Source organism: Streptomyces albicerus (genome assembly GCF_008905045.1).
GTDB lineage: Bacteria > Actinomycetota > Actinomycetes > Streptomycetales > Streptomycetaceae > Streptomyces > Streptomyces albicerus.
Window position 1 is genome coordinate 22955 of the sequence record NZ_VWMY01000002.1, and the last position, 25351, is coordinate 48305.

The 25351-nt window shown below is 69.8% G+C and carries 20 protein-coding genes; 13 read left to right on the forward strand and 7 right to left on the reverse strand.

The genetic code is table 11. The features are described 5' to 3' along the window. Positions 1 to 52: 52 nt before the first annotated feature. From GAS53_RS01655 to GAS53_RS01670, 4 genes are all read right to left on the reverse strand, one after another. Entirely contained in the window at positions 53 to 865 is an 813-nt protein-coding gene (locus GAS53_RS01655; RefSeq protein WP_151475568.1) for an SDR family oxidoreductase, read from the reverse strand. A gap of 60 nt (positions 866 to 925) precedes the next feature. Then, on the reverse strand, positions 926 to 1381 hold the full coding sequence (locus GAS53_RS01660) for a hypothetical protein (protein ID WP_151475569.1): 456 nt from the start codon (positions 1379 to 1381) through the stop codon (positions 926 to 928). 154 nt (positions 1382 to 1535) lie between these two features. Then, on the reverse strand, positions 1536 to 2165 hold the full coding sequence (locus GAS53_RS01665; RefSeq protein ID WP_151475570.1) for an MBL fold metallo-hydrolase: 630 nt from the start codon (positions 2163 to 2165) through the stop codon (positions 1536 to 1538). Further along, a complete protein-coding gene (locus tag GAS53_RS01670) occupies positions 2165 to 3253 on the reverse strand; it encodes an S-(hydroxymethyl)mycothiol dehydrogenase (protein WP_151475571.1) in 1089 nt (362 codons plus the stop codon). The genes GAS53_RS01665 and GAS53_RS01670 overlap by 1 nt, the downstream gene beginning before the upstream one ends. A 393-nt stretch (positions 3254 to 3646) precedes the next feature. Between GAS53_RS01670 and GAS53_RS01675 the strand changes: the two genes are divergently transcribed. Next, a complete protein-coding gene (locus GAS53_RS01675) occupies positions 3647 to 3820 on the forward strand; it encodes a hypothetical protein (protein ID WP_151475572.1) in 174 nt (57 codons plus the stop codon). Between the two features lie 65 nt (positions 3821 to 3885). Continuing rightward, entirely contained in the window at positions 3886 to 4368 is a 483-nt protein-coding gene (locus GAS53_RS01680; RefSeq protein WP_151475573.1) for a GNAT family N-acetyltransferase, read from the forward strand. Positions 4369 to 4519: 151 nt separating this feature from the next. On the opposite strand, the gene GAS53_RS01685 is transcribed toward GAS53_RS01680, so the two are convergent. Continuing rightward, positions 4520 to 5881 carry an amidase gene (locus GAS53_RS01685; protein WP_151475574.1) on the reverse strand — a complete coding sequence of 454 codons (1362 nt, stop codon included), beginning with the start codon at positions 5879 to 5881 and terminating at the stop codon, positions 4520 to 4522. A gap of 254 nt (positions 5882 to 6135) precedes the next feature. Between GAS53_RS01685 and GAS53_RS01690 the strand changes: the two genes are divergently transcribed. Beyond that, positions 6136 to 8007 carry a family 20 glycosylhydrolase gene (locus GAS53_RS01690; protein WP_225858663.1) on the forward strand — a complete coding sequence of 624 codons (1872 nt, stop codon included), beginning with the start codon at positions 6136 to 6138 and terminating at the stop codon, positions 8005 to 8007. Between the two features lie 18 nt (positions 8008 to 8025). After that, on the forward strand, positions 8026 to 9594 hold the full coding sequence (locus GAS53_RS01695) for an alpha-L-fucosidase (RefSeq protein ID WP_151475575.1): 1569 nt from the start codon (positions 8026 to 8028) through the stop codon (positions 9592 to 9594). A gap of 235 nt (positions 9595 to 9829) precedes the next feature. Here the strand turns inward: GAS53_RS01695 and GAS53_RS01700 are convergent, their stop codons facing one another. Further along, the gene (locus GAS53_RS01700; RefSeq protein WP_151475576.1) at positions 9830 to 10873 is read right to left on the reverse strand and encodes a LacI family DNA-binding transcriptional regulator; all 1044 of its coding nucleotides are present in this window, start codon (positions 10871 to 10873) and stop codon (positions 9830 to 9832) included. 223 nt (positions 10874 to 11096) lie between these two features. On the opposite strand from GAS53_RS01700, the gene GAS53_RS01705 reads away from it, so the two are divergent. From GAS53_RS01705 to GAS53_RS01730, 6 genes are all read left to right on the forward strand, one after another. Continuing rightward, on the forward strand, positions 11097 to 12389 hold the full coding sequence (locus tag GAS53_RS01705; protein WP_151475577.1) for an ABC transporter substrate-binding protein: 1293 nt from the start codon (positions 11097 to 11099) through the stop codon (positions 12387 to 12389). A 5-nt stretch (positions 12390 to 12394) separates the two neighbouring features. Further along, entirely contained in the window at positions 12395 to 13312 is a 918-nt protein-coding gene (locus tag GAS53_RS01710; protein ID WP_151475578.1) for a carbohydrate ABC transporter permease, read from the forward strand. After that, positions 13309 to 14220 (forward strand): carbohydrate ABC transporter permease, encoded by a 912-nt coding sequence (locus GAS53_RS01715; protein ID WP_404829162.1) that lies wholly within the window; start codon positions 13309 to 13311, stop codon positions 14218 to 14220. Before GAS53_RS01710 ends, GAS53_RS01715 begins: the two co-directional genes overlap by 4 nt. A gap of 71 nt (positions 14221 to 14291) precedes the next feature. Continuing rightward, positions 14292 to 15521, forward strand: coding sequence for a glycoside hydrolase 5 family protein (locus tag GAS53_RS01720; RefSeq protein ID WP_151475579.1), 1230 nt, complete (start codon positions 14292 to 14294; stop codon positions 15519 to 15521). A gap of 35 nt (positions 15522 to 15556) precedes the next feature. Continuing rightward, on the forward strand, positions 15557 to 17575 hold the full coding sequence (locus GAS53_RS01725) for an endo-beta-N-acetylglucosaminidase (RefSeq protein ID WP_151475580.1): 2019 nt from the start codon (positions 15557 to 15559) through the stop codon (positions 17573 to 17575). Between the two features lie 68 nt (positions 17576 to 17643). After that, positions 17644 to 20661 carry an alpha-mannosidase gene (locus GAS53_RS01730; RefSeq protein ID WP_151475581.1) on the forward strand — a complete coding sequence of 1006 codons (3018 nt, stop codon included), beginning with the start codon at positions 17644 to 17646 and terminating at the stop codon, positions 20659 to 20661. Between the two features lie 130 nt (positions 20662 to 20791). Here the strand turns inward: GAS53_RS01730 and GAS53_RS01735 are convergent, their stop codons facing one another. After that, positions 20792 to 21514, reverse strand: a complete 723-nt coding sequence (locus GAS53_RS01735) for a FadR/GntR family transcriptional regulator (RefSeq protein WP_151475582.1) — start codon at positions 21512 to 21514, stop codon at positions 20792 to 20794. A 166-nt stretch (positions 21515 to 21680) separates the two neighbouring features. On the opposite strand from GAS53_RS01735, the gene GAS53_RS01740 reads away from it, so the two are divergent. The 3 genes from GAS53_RS01740 to GAS53_RS01750 are packed head-to-tail and all read left to right on the forward strand — an operon-like array spanning position 21681 to position 25295. Next, entirely contained in the window at positions 21681 to 22766 is a 1086-nt protein-coding gene (locus GAS53_RS01740; protein WP_151475583.1) for a sugar ABC transporter substrate-binding protein, read from the forward strand. Continuing rightward, entirely contained in the window at positions 22763 to 24262 is a 1500-nt protein-coding gene (locus GAS53_RS01745) for a sugar ABC transporter ATP-binding protein (RefSeq protein WP_151475584.1), read from the forward strand. Before GAS53_RS01740 ends, GAS53_RS01745 begins: the two co-directional genes overlap by 4 nt. Further along, entirely contained in the window at positions 24255 to 25295 is a 1041-nt protein-coding gene (locus tag GAS53_RS01750) for an ABC transporter permease (protein ID WP_151475585.1), read from the forward strand. The genes GAS53_RS01745 and GAS53_RS01750 overlap by 8 nt, the downstream gene beginning before the upstream one ends. Positions 25296 to 25351: the final 56 nt, after the last annotated feature.

Consider the following 25351-nt stretch of genomic DNA (forward strand, 5'->3'; position numbering starts at 1 on the left):
CACCCACCCCGTACGTCGACCGGGACCGCGCACTGGTCGACGAGGTGGAGGGCTAGGGGGCGCCCTGTCCCGGGGCACGCGATCGCAGGCGTTCATGCACGGCGTACGCCGTTGCCGTGTGCGCCGCTCTGACCCGTGTACCGCCGTCCACCAGCAGGTCCGCCCCCGTGATCCAGTCCGCCGCGTCCGAGGCCAGCCATACGACGGCCCGTGCGATGTCCTCGGGCTCGCCGATGCGGCCGAGTGGGAGCCCGGCGGCCAGCTCTTCCTCCGCCGACTCCCACACAAAGCGGGCCATCTCGGTGCGTACGAGACCCGGGGAGACGGAGTTGACCCGCACCTTCGGGGCCAGCTCGCCCGCGAGCTGTCGGGTGAGGTGCAGCAGGGCCGCCTTGCTCGTGCCGTACGCGCCCACGTTCGGGCCGACGTGGGCCGCGCCCTCGGTGCAAATGTTGACCACCGAGCCGCCGTGCTCGCTCATCCAGGCCCGCCACGCGTGCTGCACCAGCCGCAGCGGTGCCTCGACGTTGACGGTGAAGGCCTCGCGCCAGCGGTTCGGGTCGGCGTCCATGAGGGGGCCGTAGGGCTGGTTGGTCGCCGCGTTGTTCACCACGATGTCGATGCGCCCGAACTCGCGCAGCGCCAGCCCGGTCAGCTCCCGCAGATGCGCCGGATCGGCGACCGAGCCCGCGAGCCCCACGGCACCGAGTTCCTCGGCGGCCCTGCGCACCCCGTCCGGATCACGAGCCGTCACGCACACCAGCGCCCCCGCAGTGCGGAGCGCCTCGGCGACGGCCAGCCCGATCCCGCGCGAGGCCCCGGTCACGATGGCGACCCTGCCTTCGAGTCCGTACGGCGACGTCATCCGCGTACGGTCTCATGACGGGCCGTCAGTCAACAGTCCTCGGCCGGGAGCAGATGGTCGTCAGTCGACAGCCCCCAGCCGTGCGTGGCCGGCCGAGACGAGTTCCAGCACCGTGCGCCAGTCCTCCAGGACCCCGGCGTCCAGACCGGCCGTGCGGGCGGCTTCGTCCGCCTGCCGCAGGATCAGCACGTCCTCCATGACCGGGTCGTTCTCCCAGCCCTCCCTCTGGAGGCGGACGAGACGGGCGACCCGCTCGCCGAGCAGCGGCCGTACCACGTCGGCCGCGAGGTCCGTGTGCCCCGCCACGTCACCGGGGCGCAGCAGCTGCCCTATGCCGTGCACCAGGCCAGCCACCTGGAGTTCCTTGTCCGCGGGACGACTTCGGCGCAACAGTGCGGCGGTCTGCAGCGCGTGATCGTGCAGATTGACCGGAGGGCCGCCGTGGTGGGCGGTGTCCCAGGCCCCTCGGCAGGCGTGCAGCAGATCCATCAGCTCTTCGACACTGCGCAGCTCCATGCGCCAGTCCTCCCTGCGGGCGAGAAAGGCCGTTGTCTCGCGCCAGCAGATCATGGCCAGCTTTCGACCGGACCAACGGGAACTGAACTGCGAACCGTGGAATGCCCCCGCCCCGGGGCCGCCATGCCCGGGGGCCGGGGCGGGCAGACCCGTCTCAGTGACCCCGGTCGATCCACTCCTGAAGATGCGGGGCCTCGGCGCCGACCGTCGTCGAATCGCCGTGACCCGTGCGGACCACCGTCTCGGCGGGCAGGGCGAGCAGCCGGGACCGGATGGACTCGACGATCGTCGGGAAGTGGGAGAACGACCGCCCCGTCGCACCCGGCCCGCCCTGGAACAGGGTGTCGCCGGTGAAGACGGTGCCCAGCTCCGGAGCATGCAGGCACACGGCACCCGGAGCATGACCCGGTGTGTGCAGGACGGTCAGCTCCACACCCGCCACGGAGAGCCGTCGGCCGTCGGAGAGCTCACCGTCCGGCAGACGGTCCGGGTGGGTCTGCTTCCACAGGGGCAGGTCGTCCGGGTGGAGCAGGATCGGTGCGCCCGTACGGGCCGCGAGGGCCGGGGCCGCGTCGATGTGGTCGTTGTGGGCGTGGGTGCAGACGATCGCCCGGAGCGTACGGTCGCCCAGCGCGTCGGCGATGGCGTCGGCGTCGTGTGCCGCGTCGATGACCACGGCCTCGGAGTCGTCGCCCACGATCCAGACGTTGTTGTCGACGTCCCAGGTGCCGCCGTCCAGGCTGAACGTGCCCGAGGTGACGAGGTGCTCGATACGGGCGGCCATCACAGCACCACCACCGAGCGCAGTACGTCACCCTGGTGCATACGGTCGAAGGCCTGCTCCACCGCGTCGAGTTCGATGGTCTCCGTGACGAAGGCCGCGAGGTCGAGGCGGCCCTGCTGGTGCAGGTCGACGAGCATGGGGAAGTCGCGGGAGGGCAGGCAGTCTCCGTACCACGAGGACTTCAGCGAGCCGCCGCGGCCGAAGACGTCCAGCAGCGGCAGTTCGAGTTTCATCTCCGGGGTGGGGACGCCGACCAGGACGACCGTGCCGGCCAGGTCGCGGGCGTAGAAGGCCTGTTTGTAGGTCTCGGGGCGGCCGACCGCCTCGATGACGACGTCGGCGCCGAAGCCGCCGGTCAGGTCGCGGATGGCCTCGACGGGGTCGGTCTCCTTGGAGTTGACGGTGTGGGTGGCGCCCATGGTGCGGGCCTTGTCGAGTTTGCGGTCGTCGATGTCGACGGCGATGATCTTCGCGGCGCCGGCCAGGTTCGCCCCGGCGATGGCCGCGTCACCCACGCCGCCGCAGCCGATGACTGCCACCGAGTCACCGCGTCCCACCCCGCCGGTGTTGATCGCCGCGCCGATGCCGGCCATCACGCCGCAGCCGAGCAGCCCGGCGACCGCGGGGGACACGGACGGGTCGACCTTGGTGCACTGGCCCGCCGCGACCAGGGTCTTGTCCGCGAAGGCGCCGATGCCCAGGGCGGGGGAGAGTTCCGTGCCGTCCTCCAGGGTCATCTTCTGCTGCGCGTTGTGGGTGTTGAAGCAGTACCAGGGCCGCCCGCGCAGACAGGCCCGGCACTGACCGCACACCGCACGCCAGTTGAGGATCACGAAGTCGCCGGGCTCGACGTCCGTGACGCCCTCGCCGACCGCCTCCACCACGCCCGACGCCTCGTGGCCGAGCAGGAAGGGGTAGTCGTCGCTGATGCCGCCCTGTTTGTAGTGCAGGTCCGTGTGGCACACCCCGCACGCCTGGACCTTCACCACGGCCTCGCCGGGACCCGGGTCCGGGATGAGAATCGTCCGGATCTGCACCGGCTCGTTCTTGCCGGGTGCGATGACACCGCGTACCTGCTGGGCGGCCATGTCGGGCTCCTTCGCGTGGACATTGGGGCGTTTGATCATGTTGGCACAGGGCCGGAAGGGTGGATCCGTACCTGTGGACAACCGAGTGAAACACGCCGAACCGAAGGCCGAAGGACCCCGAACGACTTCAGACGGTTACACCTTGTTTTCAGCCCCATCGAGCGGGCACCCGCTCATATGGGTACTCTGTACGGGACGGACAGCTTATTTGGGTCCCACCCACACCCACGGTCCGTCCCGGGACAAGCCGGTCACCACGGCCTGCTCTCACATGAGTTGACAGGCGCCACCGCGTCCGAACGGCCTCTACTCGAACCCGAGCGGGCGTCAGGCGACCGGTAGCAGAGTGGTCCTGCACGCCCCGAGGGTGACCCGACACATAAGGAGTGCGCGGTGACACCGGAGACGACGAATCGCGATCAGCGCCCCAAGGAACGCACGGAGCACACGGGCCGCAGGCCCGAGGAGCTCGGCAGCCTCGAGGTCTGGGCCAGGTCCGCCCCGATCCGCCTGGCGGGTTACGAGGACGACCTCGCCGAGCCCCACATCCTGCCCAGCGTGGACTGACCGCCCGAGGCCACCGCAGGACCCTCTCGAATGCTGATCGGCATGGGCGTGCCAGACTCGCGTCCATGCTGATCAGGGAAGCCGCGGCCGACGACTGGCCGCGGATCTGGCCTTTCTGGCACCGCATCGTCGCCGCCGCCGAGACCTACGCCTGGGACCCGGACACCTCCGAGGAGGACGCCCGGGCCCTGTGGATGGCACCGGGCAAGCGCGTGTACGTCGCCGAGGACGACACCGGAGCCGTGGTCGGCTCCGCCTACGTCACCCCCAACTACGGCGGCCCCGCAGCTCGCATCGCCAACGCCGGCTTCATGGTGGACCCGGACCACTCCGGCCGTGGCATCGGCCGAGCCCTGGCCGAAGACATCCTCAGAACGGCCAAGGCGGACGGCTACCGGGCGATGGTCTTCAACACCGTGGTGGAGACCAACCCCGCGGTAAAGCTCTGGACGTCCCTGGGCTTCACGATCCTGGGCACGGTCCCGGACGCGTACGACCATCCGCGCCACGGGCGGGTGGGCCTGCACATCATGCATCGAGCGCTCTGATCACTCATGGGTGCAGGCGGCTGCTTCCTCAGGGGTAAAGACAGCCGCCTTCTTCAGGGGTGCGGGACGCGGCTCTTCTTGGGGCGCGCGGAGCGGCCCCTTCAGGGGCGCGGGGAACTGCGCGACCAGCCCCCACCGGCCCGAACCTCCCCTACGACCCTTCTCGCGCAGCCCCCAGCGGAGCAGTCCGCCTCCAAGGCCGCAGCTCCTCCAACTGCCCCGCAAGTTCCAGCAGTGTCCCCTCGGACCCGGGCAGCCCCACCAACTGCACAGAGCACGGCGCCCCCGACGGCAACGCACCGAACGGCACCGCCATCGCCGGCCACCCCGTCAGATTCCACGGCGGCGTCAGCGGCGAGTAGTTGCTGTTGGCCCACACATTCCGCAACCACCCCCGCTTGTGCCAGTCCGCGGCAGCGGGCCCCCGCCGAGCAAGCGCCGGAGTGAGCAACACCTCGTGCTCGGCAAAGAACGGCTTCATCCGCTCCCGCAACTGCTCCCGCCGCGCCCCACCCCGCACCGACTCCACGAACCGCCGCCCCACAGTCGCGTGGACCCGCGTCCGCCGCGAGAGCCGCCGCAGATCAAGATCCTCCGCATCCACCGCCGTCCCCGCCGTCCAGTGCACGAGCGAGGTCGCACCCAGCCACACCGGATACGGCGGGTCCGCCCGCCGGACCCGATGCCCCGCACCCGCAAGCAGCTCACCCGCCTCACGGGCCGCGGCCGCGTAGCGCCGACTGACGGTGATCCCCACCAGAGGGCTGCGCACGGAGACGGCGACCGTACGAGTGACGGGCTCCTCGGCGCGTACGACATCGGTCGCGGCCAGCACCGAGAACATCAGCCGCGCATCCTCGACGGTCGTCGCCAGCGGCCCGTTCTCCGACATCCCGAACCAGTCACCGTGACCGATACCCGCCGGTATGACGCCGTGCCCCGGCTTCACCCCGATCAGCCCGCAGTTGGCAGCGGGTATGCGCAGCGACCCCATTCCGTCATTGCCGAGGGCCAACGGCACCATGCCGGCGGCGACCGCCGCCGCGCTGCCGCCGGAGGAGCCGCCCGCCGTGCGCGTGGTGTCCCACGGGTTGCGGGCCGTACCGTGCACGCCCTCCGTGGTGCCGAAGACGCAGAGCTCCGGCACGTTCGTCAGACCCACTACGACAGCGCCCGCCGCACGCAGTCGCGCCACGGTGGCGTGGTCCTCGTCGGCCGGAGAGTCCGGGGTCGCGGCCGAGCCGTTGCGGGTGGATTCGCCGCGTACGGCCAGGTTGTCCTTGACCGCCACCGGCACACCGGCGAGGGGGAGTTCGGCCAGATCGGTGCGGGCCGCCACCTCGTCCGCCTCGGCGAGCGCCGCCGTCGCGCGCAGGTGACGGAAGGCGCCCACGCGGGCGTCGAGCAACTCGATCCGCGCGAGGTGCTCGGCCACCACCTCGCGGGGCGTGACCCGCTTCTCGCGTACGGCGGCGGCGATCTCGGCGGCGGTCCGGCCGGCCCAGCTGGTCACGGTGGCTCCTCGGGGGCGTGTGCTTACTGGCGAGTACGAAGAGCACTGTGCCCGGACATGCGGCGTCCCGTCGAGAGCCGTCACGCTTGGACATTCGCTCCGCTCTTCTTGGACTTTTCGTGCCACGGCTGTCCGGTCGTACACATGGAGTGGCAGGTCATCCGACCACTGGCTCAACTTGGCTGACTTCACACCCCATTGACAGGCCCTGGAGCCAGCCCAATCATCACACCTCCGATGAATGGAGGGTGCCCGTGAGCACGGAAGCCAGGAGTACGTATCCAAGACGGTCCCGGCTGGTCGGTGTCGTGACGGCCCTACTGCTGCTCACGGCGCCGGTCCCGGTGGCCCAGGCGGCCGAGAGTGCGGAGGCCGCCGCGCCTCCCGTCACCGTCCCCGCGCTGTCCGACTGGACGCCGGGAGCCGGAAACTATCTTTACGGACGCGGTACACGCCTCATCGCGGACGCCCCGGCGGAACGCCGCGTCGCCGACACCCTCGCCGACGACCTGCGCGCGGCGGGACACGGCACCGTCCCCGTCGTGAGCGGGGGAGCACGTACGGGTGACATCGTTGTCGACATCGCATCGACCAGGACCGCGCTCGGGAAGGAGGGGTACGAACTCCGCGCGAGCAAACGCCTTTCAGTCACCGCTGCCACCGAGACCGGCGCCTTCTACGGCACCCGGACCGTGCTCCAACTCCTGGCCCAGGGCGACCGGTTGCCCGCCGGACGCACCGTTGACGTCCCGCAGTACAAGGAGCGGGGCGTCGGCGTCTGCGCCTGCTACATCCACATCACGACGGACTGGCTGGAGAACCTCGTACGCGACATGGCGTACCACAAGCTCAACCAGCTGCTGCTCGAACTGAAGGTGAAGAGCGACGCGCACCCCGAGGCCAACACCTGGGGCTACTACACCAAGGACGAGATACGGCGTCTCGTCGCGCTCGGCGAGAAGTACCACGTCACGATCATCCCGGAGATCAACTCCCCGGGGCACATGGACCCGTGGATCGAGAACCGCCCGGATCTCCAGCTCACGGACTCCGACGGGAACAAACAGCCCTCCCGGCTCGACATCACGCGCCCGGAGGCCTTCGACTACTACACCAGCCTGATCGACGAGTACGGGGAGGTCTTCAAGGCCGACTCCTGGCACATGGGCGCCGACGAGTACATGCTCGGTTCCGACTTCGCCAAGTACCCGCACATCCTGGAGTACGCCCGGGCGAAGTACGGCCCGAACGCCACCCCGCAGGACGCGTTCATCGACTTCGTCAACCGCGTCCACGCCTACGCGGCGGGCAAGGGCAAGAAGCTGCGCATCTGGAACGACGGGCTCACCGGCGCCAACACCGTGCCCGTCACGGCCGGGACGACGGTCGAGCACTGGCTGAACGTGGCGACGAAACCGAGCCAGCTCATCGCTCAGGGCTACCCGTTGATGAACGCGGCGTACGCCCTCTATCTCGTGCGCGGCGGCTTCCACACGGACACCAAGGCGCTGTACGACCAGAGTTGGGATCCGCGCAGCTTCGAGGGCGAGAAGCTAGCCTCCCGCGCGGGCATCACCGGCGCGAAGATCAGCCTCTGGCCGGACAACGGGCGCGGCGAGACCGAGAACGAGGTCGCCGTCGACACCGATCCGGCACTGCGCCACGTCGCGCAGGCCACATGGGGGAGCCCTCATCCGGACGCCACGTACGCGGAGTTCACCTCGCGCGCGGCGTCCGTCGGGCACGCCCCCGGGTGGCGCGACCTCACACGTGTGCCGGTCGCGGACGGGACGTACACCTTCCGTGCCGGGACCAAGGCCGTCACGGCCGAGGTCGGGCGCACCCCGGACGGTTACGTGACCTTGAAGGCCGCGAACGGCTGTCTGGACGTACGCGGCGGCAAGCTCACCCTCAACGTGCCGCTCCAGCCCGGCGTCGAGGTGACGCAGCAGACCTGCGACGCGGCGAACACCTTGCAGCGCTGGCAGTTGGTGCCCGCGCAGGGCGGTTATCGGCTCGTCAACGCAATCACGCAGATGGCCGTACATGTCACCGGCGACGGACGGCTTGTGCAGTACCCGCCGGACCAACAGCCCCCTGCCATATGGACCTTGACCGCCAACTGACCTGAGGAGTCCACCCGCATGGCCGTCTCCAGACGTCTCTTCGTCACGGCAGCCGCCGCTGTCGTCGCCTCGAGCGGTACGTCCCTCGCCCTCGCGGCACCCGCCTCCGCGTCCTCCGCCGCCGCGTTCTCCGCCGAAGAACCGCAGTACCGGATCCCCGTCAGCCCCGACGACACCCCGGAGGAACTGGTCCGCAAGGCCTCCCAAGTCCGGCCCACGGAACGGCAGATCGCCTGGCAGGCCCTAGAACGCACCGCCTTCCTGCACTTCGGCGTGAACACCTTCACCGGTCTCGAATGGGGCACCGGGGATGAGGACCCCGAGGTGTTCCAGCCGGTCGGCCTCGACACCGACCAGTGGGCGCGAGCCCTGCGCGACGGCGGCTTCAAGCTCGCCATCCTCACCGTCAAGCACCACGACGGCTTTGTGCTCTACCCGTCGCGCTACACCAACCACACGGTGGCGTCGAGCAGTTGGCACGACGGTCAGGGTGACGTGCTGCGCTCGTTCGCCGACTCGATGCGGCGGCACGGCATCAAGGTCGGCGTCTACATCTCACCGGCCGACGAGAACCAGTACCTGCACGGCGTGTACGCGAACGGCAGCGCCCGCTCCGAGCACACGATCCCGACACCGGTGGAGAACGACGACCGTACGGACAGCGGGCCGCAGTTCACGCTCCCGGCCACCGACTACGGCGCCCACATGCTCAACCAGCTCTACGAAGTCCTCACCGAGTACGGGCCTGTCGACGAGGTGTGGTTCGACGGCGCCCAGGGCCACATCCCGCCGGACAAGGTCGAGAAGTACGACTGGGACAGCTGGTACGAGCTGATCCGGACCCTCGTGCCGGACGCCACGATCGCCGTGTCCGGCCCCGACGTGCGCTGGGTCGGCAACGAGGGCGGGTTCGCCCGCGAGAACGAGTGGAGCGTCGTACCCGTCCAGGAGAAGGACAACGGGCGCATGGACTTCGCGCTCTCGTACGACGCGCCCGACATGGGGGGCCGCGACGCCCTGGTCGCCGCGCAGCCCGTGGCCGACTACCTGCAGTGGTGGCCGGCCGAGGCCGACGTGTCCATCCGGGACGGGTGGTTCTACCACGCCGACCAACGGCCCAAGTCGGTCCAGCAGTTGACGGACATCTACTTCGGCTCGGTGGGCCGCAACGCGGTACTGCTGCTGAACGTGCCACCGGACATGGACGGTCTCCTCCCGGCCGCCGACGTCACCCGCCTGCGGGAGTTCCGCGAACGGATCGACCACGAACTGCCGGAGGACCTGGCACGCGGAGCCCGGGTGACGACCTCGCCGGGAACGATCACCGTCGACCTCGGCCGAACTCGCGAGGTGAACCGGATCCGCCTCGCCGAGGACATCCGACAGGGCCAGCAGGTGGAGGGCTTCGTGGTCGAGGCGTACTCCGGCGGCTCCTGGACAAGAGTGGCCGAGGCGGGCACGCTCGGCGCAAGCCGCATCCTGCTCCTGCCGACTCCGGTACGAGCCCAGCGCTGGCGCGTACGAGTAACGCGCTCACGCCGACCAGCTCGCCTCGCCCAGTTCGCGCTGTACCGCTCACAAACCTGACAACTCGCGAACCTGGTGGCGTCGGGCAGGGTCGCGCCCTTCAGGGGCGCGGGGAACTGCGCGCCCAGCCACAACGAACCCGCAGCCACAACACCTCCCCGGGCCCCGGCACCCTCAGGGGCGCGGGGAACTGCGCGGCCAGCCACAACAAACCCGCAGAGACCCAACACCCCCTCCGCCCCCCTTTCCTGATGTTGGGGTGGCCGTCACAAACGACGGCCACCCCAACCCCCGCTCAAGCCCCGCAGGGCCCCGTACTCTCGCGCGAGATCAACCGCGGCACCGGCACCTGCACCGTCCGCGCAGGCCCGCCGTCCACCAGCGAGGTCAGCTCCTTCGCCGCGGTCCGGCCGAACTCGACCGTGTCGCGGGACAGCGCCGACAGCCACGGCTTGACCATGCGGCACAGCGCCGAGTCCTCCCAGGCGACGACCGAGACGTCACCGGGCACCGAGAAGCCCAGCTCCGTCGCGGCGGCGACCCCGGCGACGGCCATAACGTCGTTGTCGTAGACCAGCGCGGTCGGCGGCAATCCGGCCTCCAGCACGCGGCGTGTGACGGCGGCACCCTCCGCGTCCGAGTAGTCCGTCGTCACCGAGCGCACTTCGGCGAGCCCGAGCCGTTCGGCCTCGGCCCGGAGCGTACGGATCCGTCGCTCGGTGTGCGCGAGCCCCGGCAGGCCGGCGATGTGCACGATCCGGCGGTGCCCCAGCGCGTACAGCTGGTCCACGACCGACGCCATCGCGCCCGCGTCATCGGCCCAGACGGTGGACAGGCCGGGGTGCCGCGCGTCCGGTGCCCCGCCGATGACCACGGCGGGCAGCCCCAGCTCGTCGAGCAGGTCGGGGCGCGGGTCGTCCGTCCGGGGGTCGACGACCATCACCCCGTCCACGCGGTGTTCCGCCCACCAGCGCCGGTACACCGCGCACTCGTCGTCGACGTCCTCGACCACCTGGAAGAGCAGGCCGAGATGACGCTCCGCCAGGACTTCCTGGATGCCCGAGATGAGTTGCAGGAAGAACGAGTCCACGCCCAGGGTGTCCGCGGGCCTGGCCACGACGAGGCCGACCGTGGCCGTGCCCTCGCCGGACAGCTGGCGCGCCGCCGTGCTGGGCCGCCAGCCCAGTTGCTCGGCGACCCGGCGCACCCGGTCGCGGGTGATCTCGGAGACCCCTGGCCGGTCGTTGAGCGCGAACGAGACCGCGCTCTCGGAGACCCCGGCGCGCTGCGCGATGTCCTTCATCGTCGGTCGGCGCGCGGGAGACCGCTTGGCTGGCAACCTTGCTCCCCATTTCAGTGAAGCCCCGCACTAATGCGCTTGAGCTGAACCACTCTAAAGCGCATTAGTGATCGGCGGCAAGTGTCGATTCTCAGGAGTCTGACCTGCGATTATGTCCAACTAATGAATTTAGCTGGTCGGAATCCATTGACTTCCTCACCGGGATGGATGCAAGGTCTGCCCGTCACCCCGCCCCACCCCGTCGCAAAGGAGCCCGGTCACCGTGCGCAAGCCTCGCAGAGCACTCGCACTAGCCGCTGTCGTCGCCCTAGCCCTGCCGCTCAGCGCCTGCGGCTCCGGCGGTGACGACGGCGGTTCCACGGACGCCTCCGGCAAGGTCGAGGGCGACATCACCTTCCAGACCTGGAATCTGAGGGCGAACTTCAAGCCGTACTTCGAGGGCGTGATCGCCGACTTCGAGAAGAAGTACCCCGGTACGAACGTGAAGTGGGTCGACCAGCCCGCCGAGGGCTACGCCGACAAGATCAGCGCGGACGCGGCCGGCGGCACACTGCCCGACGTCGTGAACGTCTCGCCGGACCTCGTCGCCCCGCTCGCCAAGGCCGGCCTCGCGCTCGACCTCGACAAGGCCGCCGCGAAGTACAAGAAGGAGTACCTGCCGGGCGCGTGGGCGAGCCATGAGATACCGGGCATGGAGGGCACGTACGCCTTCCCTTGGTACCTGAACACCGGCCCGCTCTTCTACAACAAGTCGCTGTTCAAGGAGGCGGGCCTGGACGCCTCGAAGCCCCCGAAGACGTACGACGAACTCTTCGCCGACGCCCTGGAGCTGGCGGAGAAGAGCGACGGCAAGGTCGCCACCCTCGCCAACGTGCCCACGATCGAGGACTTCGGGCGCTACGGCGTCGAGCTGATGAACAAGGAGGGCACCGCGTTCGCCTTCAACGACGCCAAGGGTGTCGAACTGCTCACCAAGTACAAGGAGTTGTACGACGCGAAGGCGCTCGACTCGCAGGCGCTGACCGCGACGCCCGAGTCGTCCGGCAAGAAGTTCCTGACCGGAGCCGTCGCGATGAACCCGGGCAGCGCGCTGGACCTCGGCAACTTCAAGAAGCAGGCGCCGAACCTCTACAAGAACATCGGCATCACCGACCAGATCACCAGCACCGGCAAGGTCAACATGTACGTCATGGGCGTGATGGTGAACGCCCAGACCAAGCGGACGCCCGCCGCGGTCGCCTTCGCGCACTACGTCACCGACGCGCAGAACCAGATGTCGTTCGCAAAGAAGGTCGCGATCTTCCCGAGCACCGCCGGTTCGCTGGACGACCCGTACTTCACCAAGGAGGACGGCACGGACGAGACCCGGGTCCGGGTCGCCGCCGCCAAGTCCCTGAAGAACGCGGTCAATTACACGCCGGTCCTGTTCAGCGAGCAGATGAAGACCGAGCTGCGCAACTCCGTCGCCAAGGCGTTGCAGGGCAAGGAGAGCCCCAAGGCGGCGCTCGACAACGCTGTCAAGGCGTGTGACCGACTGCTCCAGCAGCAGGGCTGACCGACATGGCGAGTTCCTCCGGCACTGCGCGGGTGACCGGCCCCGTCGCGCGGGTGCGGCGCCAACTGCCCACCAGTCCCTGGCTGTTCGCCGCCCCCGGGCTGCTGGTCGTGGGCGTCTTCATCCTCTATCCGTTCGTCTCCACACTGGTCAACGCCTTCACCGACCGCCGGACCCTGATCCCCGGTGAGTTCGTGGGTCTGGCCAACTTCCGGGAGCTGCTGCACGACGAGATGTTCTGGATCGGACTGCGCAACAGCACGCTGTACGTCCTCGGGGTGGTCCCCGCGCTCGTCCTGCTCCCGTTGCTGCTCGCCCTCCTGGTCCAGAAGAACATCCCCGGCATCGCCTTCTTCCGGTCGGCGTTCTACACCCCGGTCGTCGCGTCCATCGTCGTGGTGGGCCTCATCTGGGTGTGGCTGCTCGACGAACGCGGCCTGGTGAACTCGCTGTTGGAGGCGATCGGCGTCGGCAGGGTCGGCTTCCTCAGCGACCAGTGGCTGCTCCTGCTGAGCGCCATGGCCGTCACGGTCTGGAAGGGCCTCGGCTACTACATGATCATTTATCTGGCCGCGCTCGCCAACGTGCCGCGCGAACTGCACGAGGCCGCGTCGGTGGACGGCGCGGGCGCGGTACGCCGCTTCTTCACGGTCACCGTGCCCGCCGTCCGCTCCACGATGGTGCTGGTCGGCGCGCTCTCCTCGGTCGCCGCGTTCAAGGTGTTCTCCGAGGTGTACCTGATGGCGGGCCCGGACGGCGGCCCCGCGGGCGAGGACACCACCCTCGTGATGCTCGTGCAGCGCACCGGCACCGGCCTGACCGGCCGTGTCGGCTACGCCTCCGCCATCTCGGTCGTCGTCTTCGTCGTCACCGTCGCGCTGATGCTGCTCGTGCTGCGCGCCGACCGGAAGGAGGACGCGTGAGCGTCGCCGAGAAGGTGCGTGAGTCACCGGCCGTCGTAGACACACAGCGCCGCCCCAAACGCGTCACCGACGAACACGGCCGCCGTATCCGGGTGTGGGAACTCGCCCTGCGCTACCTGCTGTTGCTCGCGGTCCTCGCGCTGACCGTCGGGCCGTTCCTGTGGCAGCTGTCCACGTCCCTGAAGGGCCCGACCGAGGACATCTTCAGCTCGCCGCCCAAGTTCCTGCCCAGCGACCCGACCCTGCACAACTACGAGCGCGTCGCCGAGACCGTCCCCGTATGGGACTACGCCCTCAACTCGCTGAAGGTCGCCACCGCCAACGTCGTGACGAACTGCGTCGGTGCGGCCCTCGCGGGCTACGCGCTCGCCCGGCTGCGCTACCGCGGGCGCAAGGTGGCCACGCTCGTGTTCATCCTCGCCATGCTCGTGCCCGTGGAGAGCATCATCATCGCCCAGTTCACGACGATGCGTGATCTCGGCCTGAACAACACCCTCATCGGCGTGCTGCTGCCCGCCTGCATCGCCTCGATGAACGTCCTGCTGATGCGCAACGCCTTCCTCAACCTCCCGTACGAGATCGAGGAGGCGGCCTTCGTCGACGGAGCGAACGCGTGGCAGCGGTTCCTGCGGATCGCCGTGCCCTCGGTGAAGGGCACCCTCGCCGTCGTCGCGATCTTCGCCTTCATGGGCGCCTGGGACGACTTCCTGTGGCCGCTCATCGTGCTCAGCGACCCGGACAAGTTCACCCTGACCATCGGCCTCAACTATCTGCACGGCACCTTCGCCAACGACGAACGGCTCGCCGCCGCCGGCACGATCATCGCCGTGGCACCGCTGATCGCCCTCTTCGCCTGCCTCCAGCGGTACTTCTTCCGCGGCGTCGGCGAAGGCGCGGTCAAGGGCTGAGAACCGAACCGCACCGCCGTCAGGGCTGAACCCACACCCCCACATACGCACCCCAGAACCAGGACTCCTGCATGCCTTCTGCCGTGCGCTTCGGCGTCAACTACACCCCGAGCGAAGGGTGGTTCCACCACTGGCTGGACTTCGATCTCGACTCCGTACGCGCCGACCTCGACTCCATCGCCGCACTGGGACTGGACCACATCCGGGTCTTCCCGATCTGGCCCTACTTCCAGCCGAACCGCTCGCTGATCCGCCCGCGTGCCGTGGAGCAGCTCGTCGACCTCGCGGACGCGGCCGCCGAGCGCGGCCTCGACGTCAACGTCGACGGTCTGCAAGGGCACTTGTCGAGTTTCGACTTCCTGCCCGCGTGGACGCAGACCTGGCACCGGCGGAATCTCTTCACCGACCCCGAGGTGGTCGAAGGGCAGGCGGAGTATCTGCGGACCCTCGCGGCGGCGCTCGCCGACCGGCCCAACTTCATCGGGATGACCGTCGGCAACGAGGTCAACCAGTTCTCCGCGGGCCCCCACCCGGACCCCGACCGGGCCACACCCGCCCAGATCGACGCCTGGCTGGAGCGGATACTCACGGCCTGCGAGAAGGGCGCGCCGGGCAAGCTGCATCTGCACGCGGAGTACGACGCGACCTGGTACCAGGACGACATGCCGTTCACGCCGGCCCAGGCCGCTCGGCGCGGCGCCGTCACCGCCGTCCACTCGTGGGTCTTCAACGGCACGGCCCAGCGGCACGGACGTACCGCGGTCGCGACCGAGCACCACGCCGCGTACCTGGTCGAGCTGAGCAAGGCCTGGGCCGACGATCCGCGTCGCCCGGTCTGGCTCCAGGAGGTCGGTGCCCCGGCACCGCTCGTCCCCGCCGAACACGCCGCCGCCTTCACCGCGGCGACCGTCACGAACGCCCTGGACTGCACCGGCCTGTGGGGCGTCACCTGGTGGTGCTCCCACGACGTCTCCCGCGACCTCGCCGACTTCCCCGAACTCGAGTACGGGCTCGGTCTGCTGACCAACGACCGCCGCCCCAAGGACAGCGCGCGAACCCTGGCACGGATGGCCCGCGAGCACACATACGCGCCGAAGACCCGCACCACCGCGCTGGTCGTCGCCGACAGCCCCGCCACCCGTTCGCTCTGCGCGCCCGGCGGACCGGTCTTCGAGGCGTTCTTCCGGCTCACCGCCGACGGCGCCCGCCCGACCACCGTGCTGGCGTCCCGCACGGCCGATGAGGAGCACCTCGCCGCCCGCGGCATCACCGAAGTCGTCACTCCCGACCAGGTTCCGTAACGCCCACAAGAACTCCCACAAGGAGGCACTTGCCCGTGAACCCCACCAGACGCACCGTCCTGCTGGTCGCCGGCACCGGGGCCGCGGCCGCCCTGCTCCCGGCGTCCCCCGCCGCCGCCAAGCCGAAGGCCGCCGCCGCACTCCAGCCGTACGCCTCCTACTGGTACCCGGACTCGCTGCCCTCGGGCTCCCCGGACGCGGGCATCACCTGGCGCAGCCTGAAGGCCTGGCGCGCCGCCGACGACACCGACCTGGCATTCAACGCGGCGTCGGTGCCGCTCGCCGCGCGCTTCACGCCGACGCCGGCGAACACGACGGCACGCGCGGGCCAGGCCCGTATCCAGTCCCTGGTCTCCTTCGGCCCGACGGCGAGCAACCCGTCGCAGGGCTCGGCCACCGCCGACTACTACGCCCTCACCCACTGGTCGTACGTCGACGAGCTGGTCTTCTGGGGCGGCTCCTCGGGCGAGGGTCTGATCCTCGCGCCCAACGCGCCGATCGTGGACGCCGCCCACCGCCACGGTGTGCCCGTCCTCGGCAACGTCTTCCTGCCGCCCGTCGCGTACGGCGGACAGCTGCAGTGGACCCGCGACCTGGTGCAGAAGGACGCGGCCGGGCGCTACCCGCTCGCCGCCCAACTCGTCGCGGTCGCCGAGGCGTACGGCTTCGACGGCTGGTTCGTCAACGCCGAGACCGGCGGCGGGAACGCCGCCCTCGCCACCGACATGCTCGGCTTCCTCACCGAGCTCAAGACGCTCGGCAAGGCGAAGGGCCAGCGCGTCACCTGGTACGACTCCATGACGGTGAACGGCTCGGTGAGCTGGCAGGGCGCGCTCAACAACCAGAACAGGGTGTTCTTCCAGGCCGCCGACTCCATGTTCGTCGACTTCCGCTGGTCGTCGAGCAGTCTCGCCTCCTCGGGGCAGACAGCCCAGCAACTCGGCCGCAGCCGCTACGAGTTGTGGGCGGGCGTCGACGTGGAGTCCAACGGCTGGAACTCCTCCGTGAACTGGAACGCCATGGTGCCGAGCAGTTCGGCGCACGTCGTCTCGGTGGGCTTCTACCGGCCCGAGTGGACCCGCAACCACCTGCCCGCCGGGCGCACCCCGGGCGACTTCCACGCCGCCGACGACCGGTTCTGGACCGGACGTTCGCTCGATCCGGCCCGACCCGACTCCGGCGACACCTGGCGCGCACCCGCCGTCTCCGTCGCCGACCGCTCGACGGTCTCCGGAGTTCCGTTCGCGAGCGTGTTCAACACCGGGCACGGACTGCGCTGGTACGAAGACGGAAAGGTCACCTCGACCGCCGCCTGGAACCACCTCGGCCTCCAGGACCGGCTGCCGTCCCGGCGCTGGGTCGTGCGGACCACCGGCCAACGCCCGTCCGTCACCTTCGACTTCGCGGACGCGTGGCGCGGCGGAAGCAGCGTCCTGGTCGACGGGGCCCTCGATGCGCCCGCCACGGTGGACCTGTACGCGACCAGGCTTCCGCTCACCGAGGACACGGTCGTCGAACTGACCCATCGTGTCGACTCGGGGGACGTGACCGTCGAGCTGGCCGTCGCCACCGCCGAACCGGCGGGTCCGGGGCAGCCGTACGCGTACACGTATTTCCCGGTCACGGCGGGCGGCAGCTGGGGAACCTCGACCGTACGGCTGACCGGGCTTCCGGAGGGCGGCACGGTGCACGGTCTCGGTGTCCGGCTCACCGGGGCCGGTGGTGCCGTGAAGTGGCGGCTCGGCGGTATCGCCGTACGCGACGGGGCCGCCCAGAGCCCGGCCGCCCCGGTCGACCTGCGTGTGACCGGTGCCTCGGGAGGCGATCTGCGCTTCGCGTGGCGTGCTCCTTCCGGCGGCGACGTACGCCAGTACACGCTGCACCGGGTCCTGCCGGACGGCACCCGGCGCTTCCTCGGAGGAACCGCCCAGCGGGCCTTCTTCGTTGGAGGACTGACGCCCGAAGGAGGCGAGCAGACGGCGCGGTTCGAACTCCGGGCCGTGGGGGAGCTTTACACCGCGTCGGACCCCGCGACCGTCACCCACACCTGGTGACCGCCGCACCCCGGGTGACCACGGGCACCCAGCAATAACCCGCACAACGGAGTTACGGAGCACCCCGCATGCATGACGACCGCAGCCTGGTCGAAGCCCGCCTCAAGCGCGTCCTCGACGAGCGCATACGACCCGCCGTGTACCCCGAGTCCGTACCGCTGGAGGTGGCGGTGTGGCATGCGCCCGGCGAGCCGGTGCCGGTCGCCGAAGGACTGGCGGCCGAGCCCTCGCCGGTGGCGGTCGGCGACAGGTGGGGTGCTCCCTGGGGCACCAGCTGGTTCCGCGTGACCGGGACCGTGCCCCGGGAGTGGGCCGGGAAGACCGTCGAGGCGCTCCTCGACCTCGGCTTCGACGAGAACATGCCCGGCTTCCAGTGCGAGGGCCTCGTCTACCGGCCCGACGGCACCCCCGTGAAAGGCCTCAACCCCCGCAACCAGTGGGTGCGGATCGGTGCGCCCGTCGAGGGCGGTGAGGAGGTGCGGCTGCACATCGAGGCCGCGTCCAACCCCGTCATCCTCGACTACCACCCCTTCCTGCCCACGCAGTTGGGCGACAAGGAGACGGCGGGCAGCGAACCGCAGTACAAGCTGGAGCGGATGGACCTCGCCGTCCTCGACGAGACGGTGTGGCAGCTCGTCCTCGACCTGGAGGTGCTCGGCGAGCTGATGGCCGAGCTGCCGGTGGAGTCCGCGCGGCGCTGGGACATTCTGCGGGCGATCGAGAAGGCCCTTGACGCCGTGGACCTCCAGGACGTGGGTGGCACGGCCGCCGCGGCCCGCTCGCACCTCGAAGGCGTGCTGGCGGCCCCCGCCGTCCCCTCCGCCCACCGCATCAGCGCCGTCGGCCACGCGCACATCGACTCGGCCTGGCTGTGGCCGCTGCGCGAGACCGTACGCAAGGTCGCCCGGACCACGTCCAACATGACCGCCCTGCTGGAGGACGAGCCGGACTTCGTCTTCGCCATGTCGCAGGCCCAGCAGTGGGCCTGGGTGAAGGAGCACCGGCCCGAGGTGTGGGCCCGGGTGAAGAAGGCCGTGGCCGACGGGAGGTTCGTTCCGGCCGGCGGCATGTGGGTGGAGTCGGACACCAACATGCCCGGCTCGGAGGCGATGGCCCGTCAGTTCGTGCACGGCAAGCGGTTCTTCCTCGACGAGTTCGGCATCGAGAACGACGAGGCGTGGCTGCCCGACACCTTCGGCTTCGCCGCCGGACTGCCGCAGATCATCAAGGCGGCCGGCTCCAAGTGGCTGCTGACGCAGAAGATCTCGTGGTCGCAGACCAACAAGTTCCCGCACCACACCTTCCGGTGGGAGGGCATCGACGGCACGCGGATCTTCACCCACTTCCCGCCCGTGGACACGTACAACTGCTCCATGAAGGGGAGCGAAATCGCCCACGCGGCAAGCAACTTCAAGGACAAGGGCGTCGCCCGGCACTCCCTCGCGCCCACCGGCTGGGGCGACGGTGGCGGCGGCACGACCCGCGAGATGGTCGCCAAGGCGGCCCGTATGCGGGACCTCGAAGGCTCGGCGACCGTGGTCTGGGAGACCCCGGAGAAGTTCTTCGAGAAGGCGGAGGCCGAGTACCCCAACGCCCCTGTGTGGGTGGGCGAGTTGTACCTGGAGCTGCATCGCGCCACGCTCACCAGCCAGGCCAGGACCAAGCAGGGCAACCGGCGCAGCGAACACCTCCTGCGCGAGGCCGAACTGTGGGCGGCGACCGCCGCGGTCCGGACCGGATTCCCCTACCCGTACGAGGAGTTGGACCGCCTCTGGAAGACGGTGCTGCTCCACCAGTTCCACGACATCCTGCCCGGCTCGTCCATCGCCTGGGTGCACCGCGAGGCCCGTAAGACCTACGAGGCCGTCGCCGAGGCCCTGAACGGCATCATCGACGCAGCCCAGCGCGCCCTGGCCGGTGAGGGGTCGACCGCCCTCGTCTTCAACTCGGCGCCGCACACCCGCGACGGGGTGCCCGCCGGCGGCGCACGGACCCCGGCCGTCGGTGGCGAGTGCACGCTGGTGCCGCGTACGGACGGCGGCTATGTGCTGGACAACGGACGGCTGCGGGTCGAGATCGACGCACGCGGACTCGTGGTCTCCGCGTTCGACCTCGCCGCGGACCGCGAGACCCTCGCGCCCGGCGAGGCGGCCAATCTGCTCCAGCTCCACCCCGACTTCCCCAACATGTGGGACGCCTGGGACGTCGACGAGTTCTATCGGAACACGGTCACCGACCTGGTGGACGCCGACGAGGTCGTCCCCGGCGAGGACGGCGTCTCGGTGCGGATCGTGCGGAACTTCGGCGCGTCGAGGGTCGCACAGACACTGTCGCTCGCGCCGGGGGAGTGGCGGCTCGACATCGACACCGAGGTCGACTGGCACGAGACGGAGAAGTTCCTGAAGCTGGCCTTCCCGCTCGACGTGCACGCCGAACGGTACGCGTCCGAGACGCAGTTCGGGCACTTCTTCCGGCCGACGCACACCAACACGTCCTGGGAGGCCGCCAAGTTCGAGGCCTGCAACCACCGGTTCGTCCACATGGAGGAGCCCGGCTGGGGCGTCGCCGTCGTCAACGACTCGACGTACGGCCATGACGTGACGCGTACGGTGCGCGACGACGGCGGTACGACCACCACGGTCCGCGTCTCGCTGCTCCGTGCTCCGCGCTTCCCCGACCCCGAGACCGACCAGGGTGTCCACCGCTTCCGGCACGCGCTGGTGCCCGGTGCCGGGATCGGCGACGCGGTGCGCGAGGGGTGGCGGATCAATCTGCCCGAGCGGAGGGTCGTCGACGGGGCCTCGGAGGTCGCGCCTCTGGTGACCGTCGCACAGGACGCGGTCGTGATCACCGCGGTGAAGCTCGCCGACGACGGCAGCGGTGACGTGATCGTCCGCTTCCACGAGTCACGCGGCGGGCGCAGCCGGGCCACCCTCACGGCGGGCTTCGAGATCGCGGCCGTCACGGTCACGGATCTGCTGGAACGGCCCCTGCCAGAGGCCACGACACCGGAACAGGACGGCCGGCGCATCACACTGAAGCTGCGCCCCTTCGAGCTGGTGACGCTGCGCTTGAAACGAGCCTGAGGCATCGCGCCCCGCGCCCCTCAGGGGCGCGGGGCTGTGACATATGCGGCTCCGCCGCGTGGGCGCGATCAACCCCCACCGGCCCGCGGCTTCATCACCACGGACCCAGCCCCACCCCCAGCTCCAGCCCCTAAGGCTGGAGCTGGGTCCGCAGCCACTGCTCCACCTCGCCCACGTGGGAGGCCGCGGCCGCGCGGGCCGCCTCCGGGTCGTGGGCGACGAGCGCGCGATGGATCGCGGCATGCTCCCGCCGGGTGCGCTCGAACGCACCCTCCTCCTGGTACCCGCGCCAGACCCGCGCGCGGAACGTGCGCGAGGACAGGCCCTCCAGGATGGCCGCCATCGTGTCGTTGCCGGCCGAGGCCACGATGGCGCGGTGGAAGGCCAGGTCGTGGGAGAGGATCTCCTCGGGGTCGTCCGTCGCGTTCATGGCCGTCAAGTGCTTCTCCACTTCGGCCAGTTGGTCGGCGGAGATCCGTGCGGCCGCCAGCGCGGTCGCGGTCGACTCCAGGATCCTCCGCACTTCGAGCAGTTCGACCAGGCGCGGGCCGCGGGAGAGGTCCGCGACCACTCCGAAGGTCTCCAGCAGATCCCCGGCCTCCAACTGCGTGACGTAGATCCCGGACCCGTGCCGGGCCTCCAGGACACCCAGGACCGTGAGCGCCCGGATCGCCTCGCGCATCGAGCTGCGTGAGATGCCCAGCTGGGTCGCGAGATCACGCTCGGTCGGCAGTCGCGCGCCCGGTTCCAGACGGCCCTCGCCGATCATCGCCTTGATCTGGTCTATGGCGCGCTGCGTCACGGTGCCCTTCTGCGGGGCCGTCGTCGTCCCCTGGGGCAGGCTCTCGTCCATGCCGCATCCTCCCGTCGCCCGGTGCGCCGCAGTCTAACCACTCAGGTGGTCGGACCACTACGCATCGAAACAGTGAAAAATTGGGGGCAAGGGGTGTTGTGAAGGGGAAGTGGTCTGATAAATATGCGTGGCACCTGCTCGATCACGCTCAATGAGGAGCCGATAGATGGCCGGCAGAACAGTGCGGTACCGGAACGGACGAAGCACCTCGCGGGCGATACGTGCGGTGGCTGCGGCCGCCTGCGCCACCCTCGTGCTCGCGGCTTGCGGCAGCACCAAGGACAACGTCGCCTCCGACGGTGACGGCGGAGGCGACGGCAGCGGCAAGGTCGGGGTGATCCTGCCCCTGCTGACCTCGCCGTTCTGGCAGTCGTACAACGACTACGTACCGAAGATGGCGAAGACCGAGGACGTCGACGCCCTCAAGACCGTGAACTCCAACAGCGATCCCTCGCAGCAGATCACGGACATCAACAACCAGCTCAACCAGGGCGTGAAGGGCCTCGTCGTGGCGCCCCTCGACAGCGCCGCGATCTCCGCCGGGCTCGACCAGGCCGAGCGCAAGGGCGTGCCCGTGGTCGCCGTGGACGTGGCGCCCGAGAAGGGCAAGGTCGCGATGGTCGTACGGGCCAACAACGTCGCGTACGGCGAGAAGGCCTGCGAGTACCTCGGCAAGCAGATCCCCTCGGGCAAGGTCGTGCAGATCATGGGCGATCTGGCCTCGGTCAACGGCCGTGACCGCTCCGAGGCCTTCCGGACCTGCGTCAAGAAGAACTACCCGAAGCTGAAGGTCCTGGAGATCCCCGCCAAGTGGGAGTCCGACACGGCCGCCTCCAAGCTGGACACGCTCCTCAACGCCAATCCGGACATCAAGGGCATCTACATGCAGGCGGGCGGCGTCTACCTCGCGCCCACGCTGCAGACCCTCAAGTCCAAGGGGCTGCTGAAGAAGGCCGGCGAGAAGGGCCACATCACGATCGTCTCGAACGACGGCATCCCGCAGGAGTACGACGCCATCCGCAAGGGCCAGATCGACGCCACCGTCTCGCAGCCCGCCGACCTGTACGCCAAGTACGGCATGTACTACATCAAGGCGGCGATGGAGGGGAAGACGTTCGAGCCGGGCCCGACCGACCACAACTCCGAGATCGTCAAGCTGCCCAGCGGCATCCTCGAGGACCAGCTGCCTGCGCCGCTGGTGACCAAGGACAACGTCGACGACCCCGAGCTCTGGGGAAACACGGTCGGATGAGCACACCACTCGTTGAGGCGCGAGGGATAGCCAAGCGGTACGGCCCCACCGTCGCCCTCGCCGACGGACAGTTGACCGTGCACGCGGGCGAGTCCCACGCCCTCGTCGGCCGCAACGGCGCGGGCAAGTCCACCCTCGTCACCGTCCTCACCGGACTCCAGGCCCCCGACGAGGGAACGGTCAGCTTCGACGGCGAGCCCGCGCCCCCACTCGCCGACCGCGACGCCTGGCGCCGCAAGGTGGCCTGCGTCTACCAGCGGCCCACCGTCGTTCCCGAGCTGACGGTCGCCGAGAACCTCTTCATCAACCGGCAGCCGCAGGGCCGCGGCGGCTTCATCAGCTGGCGCCGGCTGAAGACGGAGGCCGCCGAGGTCCTTCAGACCTGGGACGTCCACGTCGACCCGGAGGCGCGGACCGCCGATCTCAAGGTCGAGGACCGCCAAATGGTGGAGATCGCCCGGGCGTTGAGCTTCGGCGCCCGGTTCATCGTCCTCGACGAACCGACCGCGCAGCTCGACAACCGGGAGATCGAGCGCCTCTTCACGCGCATGCGCGCGCTCCAGGAGTCGGGCGTCACGTTCCTGTTCATCTCGCACCACCTCCAAGAGGTGTACGAGGTGTGCCAGACCGTGACGGTCCTGCGGGACGCCCGCTGGATCACCACGGCACCGGTGGCCGAGCTGCCGCGGGCCGCGCTGGTGGAGGCCATGGCGGGTGAGTCGATCGCCGCCGTGGAGGAGAAGGCCGCCCGTGGGGAGGTGGAGGACGGCGCGCCCGTCGTGCTCGAGGCCAAGGGGCTCACGTCGGAGTCGTACGAGAGCGTCGACCTGACCGTCCGCGGTGGCGAGGTCGTCGGCCTCGCCGGATCCAGCGGCAGCGGCAAGATCGAGCTCGCCGAGTCCTTCGCGGGGCTGCACACGCCGACCGGCGGCAGTGCCCAACTGGTCGGCAGGCGGCTGCCGTTCGGCGATGTGACGGCCGCCCTGCGGGCCGGCGTCGGCTGCGTCCCGCGCGACCGGCACGACCAGGGCCTCGTCTTCGGTATGACCGTCGGTGACAACGCCACGATGAGCGTCCTGGACCGTCTCGGCCGGTACGGATTCGTCGGTACCGACCGCAGACGGGGCTTCGCGGACGAGCTGATCGAGCGCCTCGACATCCACACCGAGGGGCCCGACCAGCCCGTCTCCGACCTCTCCGGCGGCAACGCGCAGAAGGTGGTGATGGCCCGTGCCCTCGCCTCCGACCCCCGGCTGCTCGTCCTGATCAACCCCACCGCCGGCGTCGACGTGAAGTCCAAGGAGTCCCTGCTGTCGCGCATGGACTCGGCCCGGGACGACGGCACCGCCGTCCTCGTCGTCTCCGACGAACTCGACGACCTGCGCCGCTGCGACCGCGTTCTCGTCCTCTTCCACGGCCGTGTCGTCGCCGAGCACGCGGCGGGCTGGCGCGACCACGAGCTGATCGCCTCAATCGAAGGAGTGGACCATGGCTGACACGAAGGCCCCGTCGGCCTCGCCCGCCACCCCCGTCCGGCCGGTGAAGAAGAGCGCCGCCAACGCCAAGTCCGTACTCCTGCGCAGGGCACGCGAACTCGCCCTCGTACCCGCGCTGTTGCTGCTCCTCGTCCTCGGCGCGTTCGTCAACGACGCGTTCCTCACCGAGCAGAACCTGATCTCCATCCTGGGCGCCTCGGCCGCGCTCGCGATGGTCGTGCTCGCAGAATCGCTGGTGCTCATCACCGGCAAGTTCGACCTCTCCCTGGAGTCGGTCGTCGGCATCGCGCCCGCCGTCGGCGCGCTGCTGCTCCTGCCCGCCGCACAGTCCGGCTGGGGCACGGAACTGCCGGCCGGGCTCGCCCTGCTCGCGATCCTCGTCGTGGGCGCGATCATCGGCGGCTTCAACGGCATCCTCGTCGTGAAGTTCAAGCTCAACGCGTTCATCGTGACGCTCGCGATGCTGATCATCCTGCGCGGTCTACTGGTCGGGGCGACCAAGGGCAAGACGCTGTTCGGGATGCCCGACGCCTTCTACACGCTGGCCACCACCACCTTCCTGACCGTGCCCATCTCGGTGTGGCTGGCGGCGGCCGCGTTCGGCGTCGCGGGATTCGTCCTCAAGTACCACCGCTGGGGGCGCGCCCTGTACGCGATCGGCGGCAACGCGGACGCGGCACGCGCGGCCGGCATCCGCGTCGAGCGCGTGATGCTCGGCGTGTTCATCATCGCGGGGACGCTCGCGGCGGTGGGCGGCCTGATGCAGACCGGCTATGTGGGCGCGATCAACGCCAACCAGGGCCAGAACATGATCTTCACGGTGTTCGCGGCCGCGGTCATCGGCGGCATCAGCCTCGACGGCGGCAAGGGCACGATGTTCGGCGCCCTCACGGGCGTCCTCCTTCTTGGCGTCGTCCAGAACCTGCTCACCCTTGCGCAGGTTCCGTCCTTCTGGATCCAGGCCATTTACGGAGGAATCATCCTGGTTGCCCTCATGATTGCCCGTGTGACGACCGGCCGGGCCCAGGACTGAGCCAGTGGCCGAGCCACTCACTGGCCCACTGGCTCAGCCACTCCTCCGACTTCGCG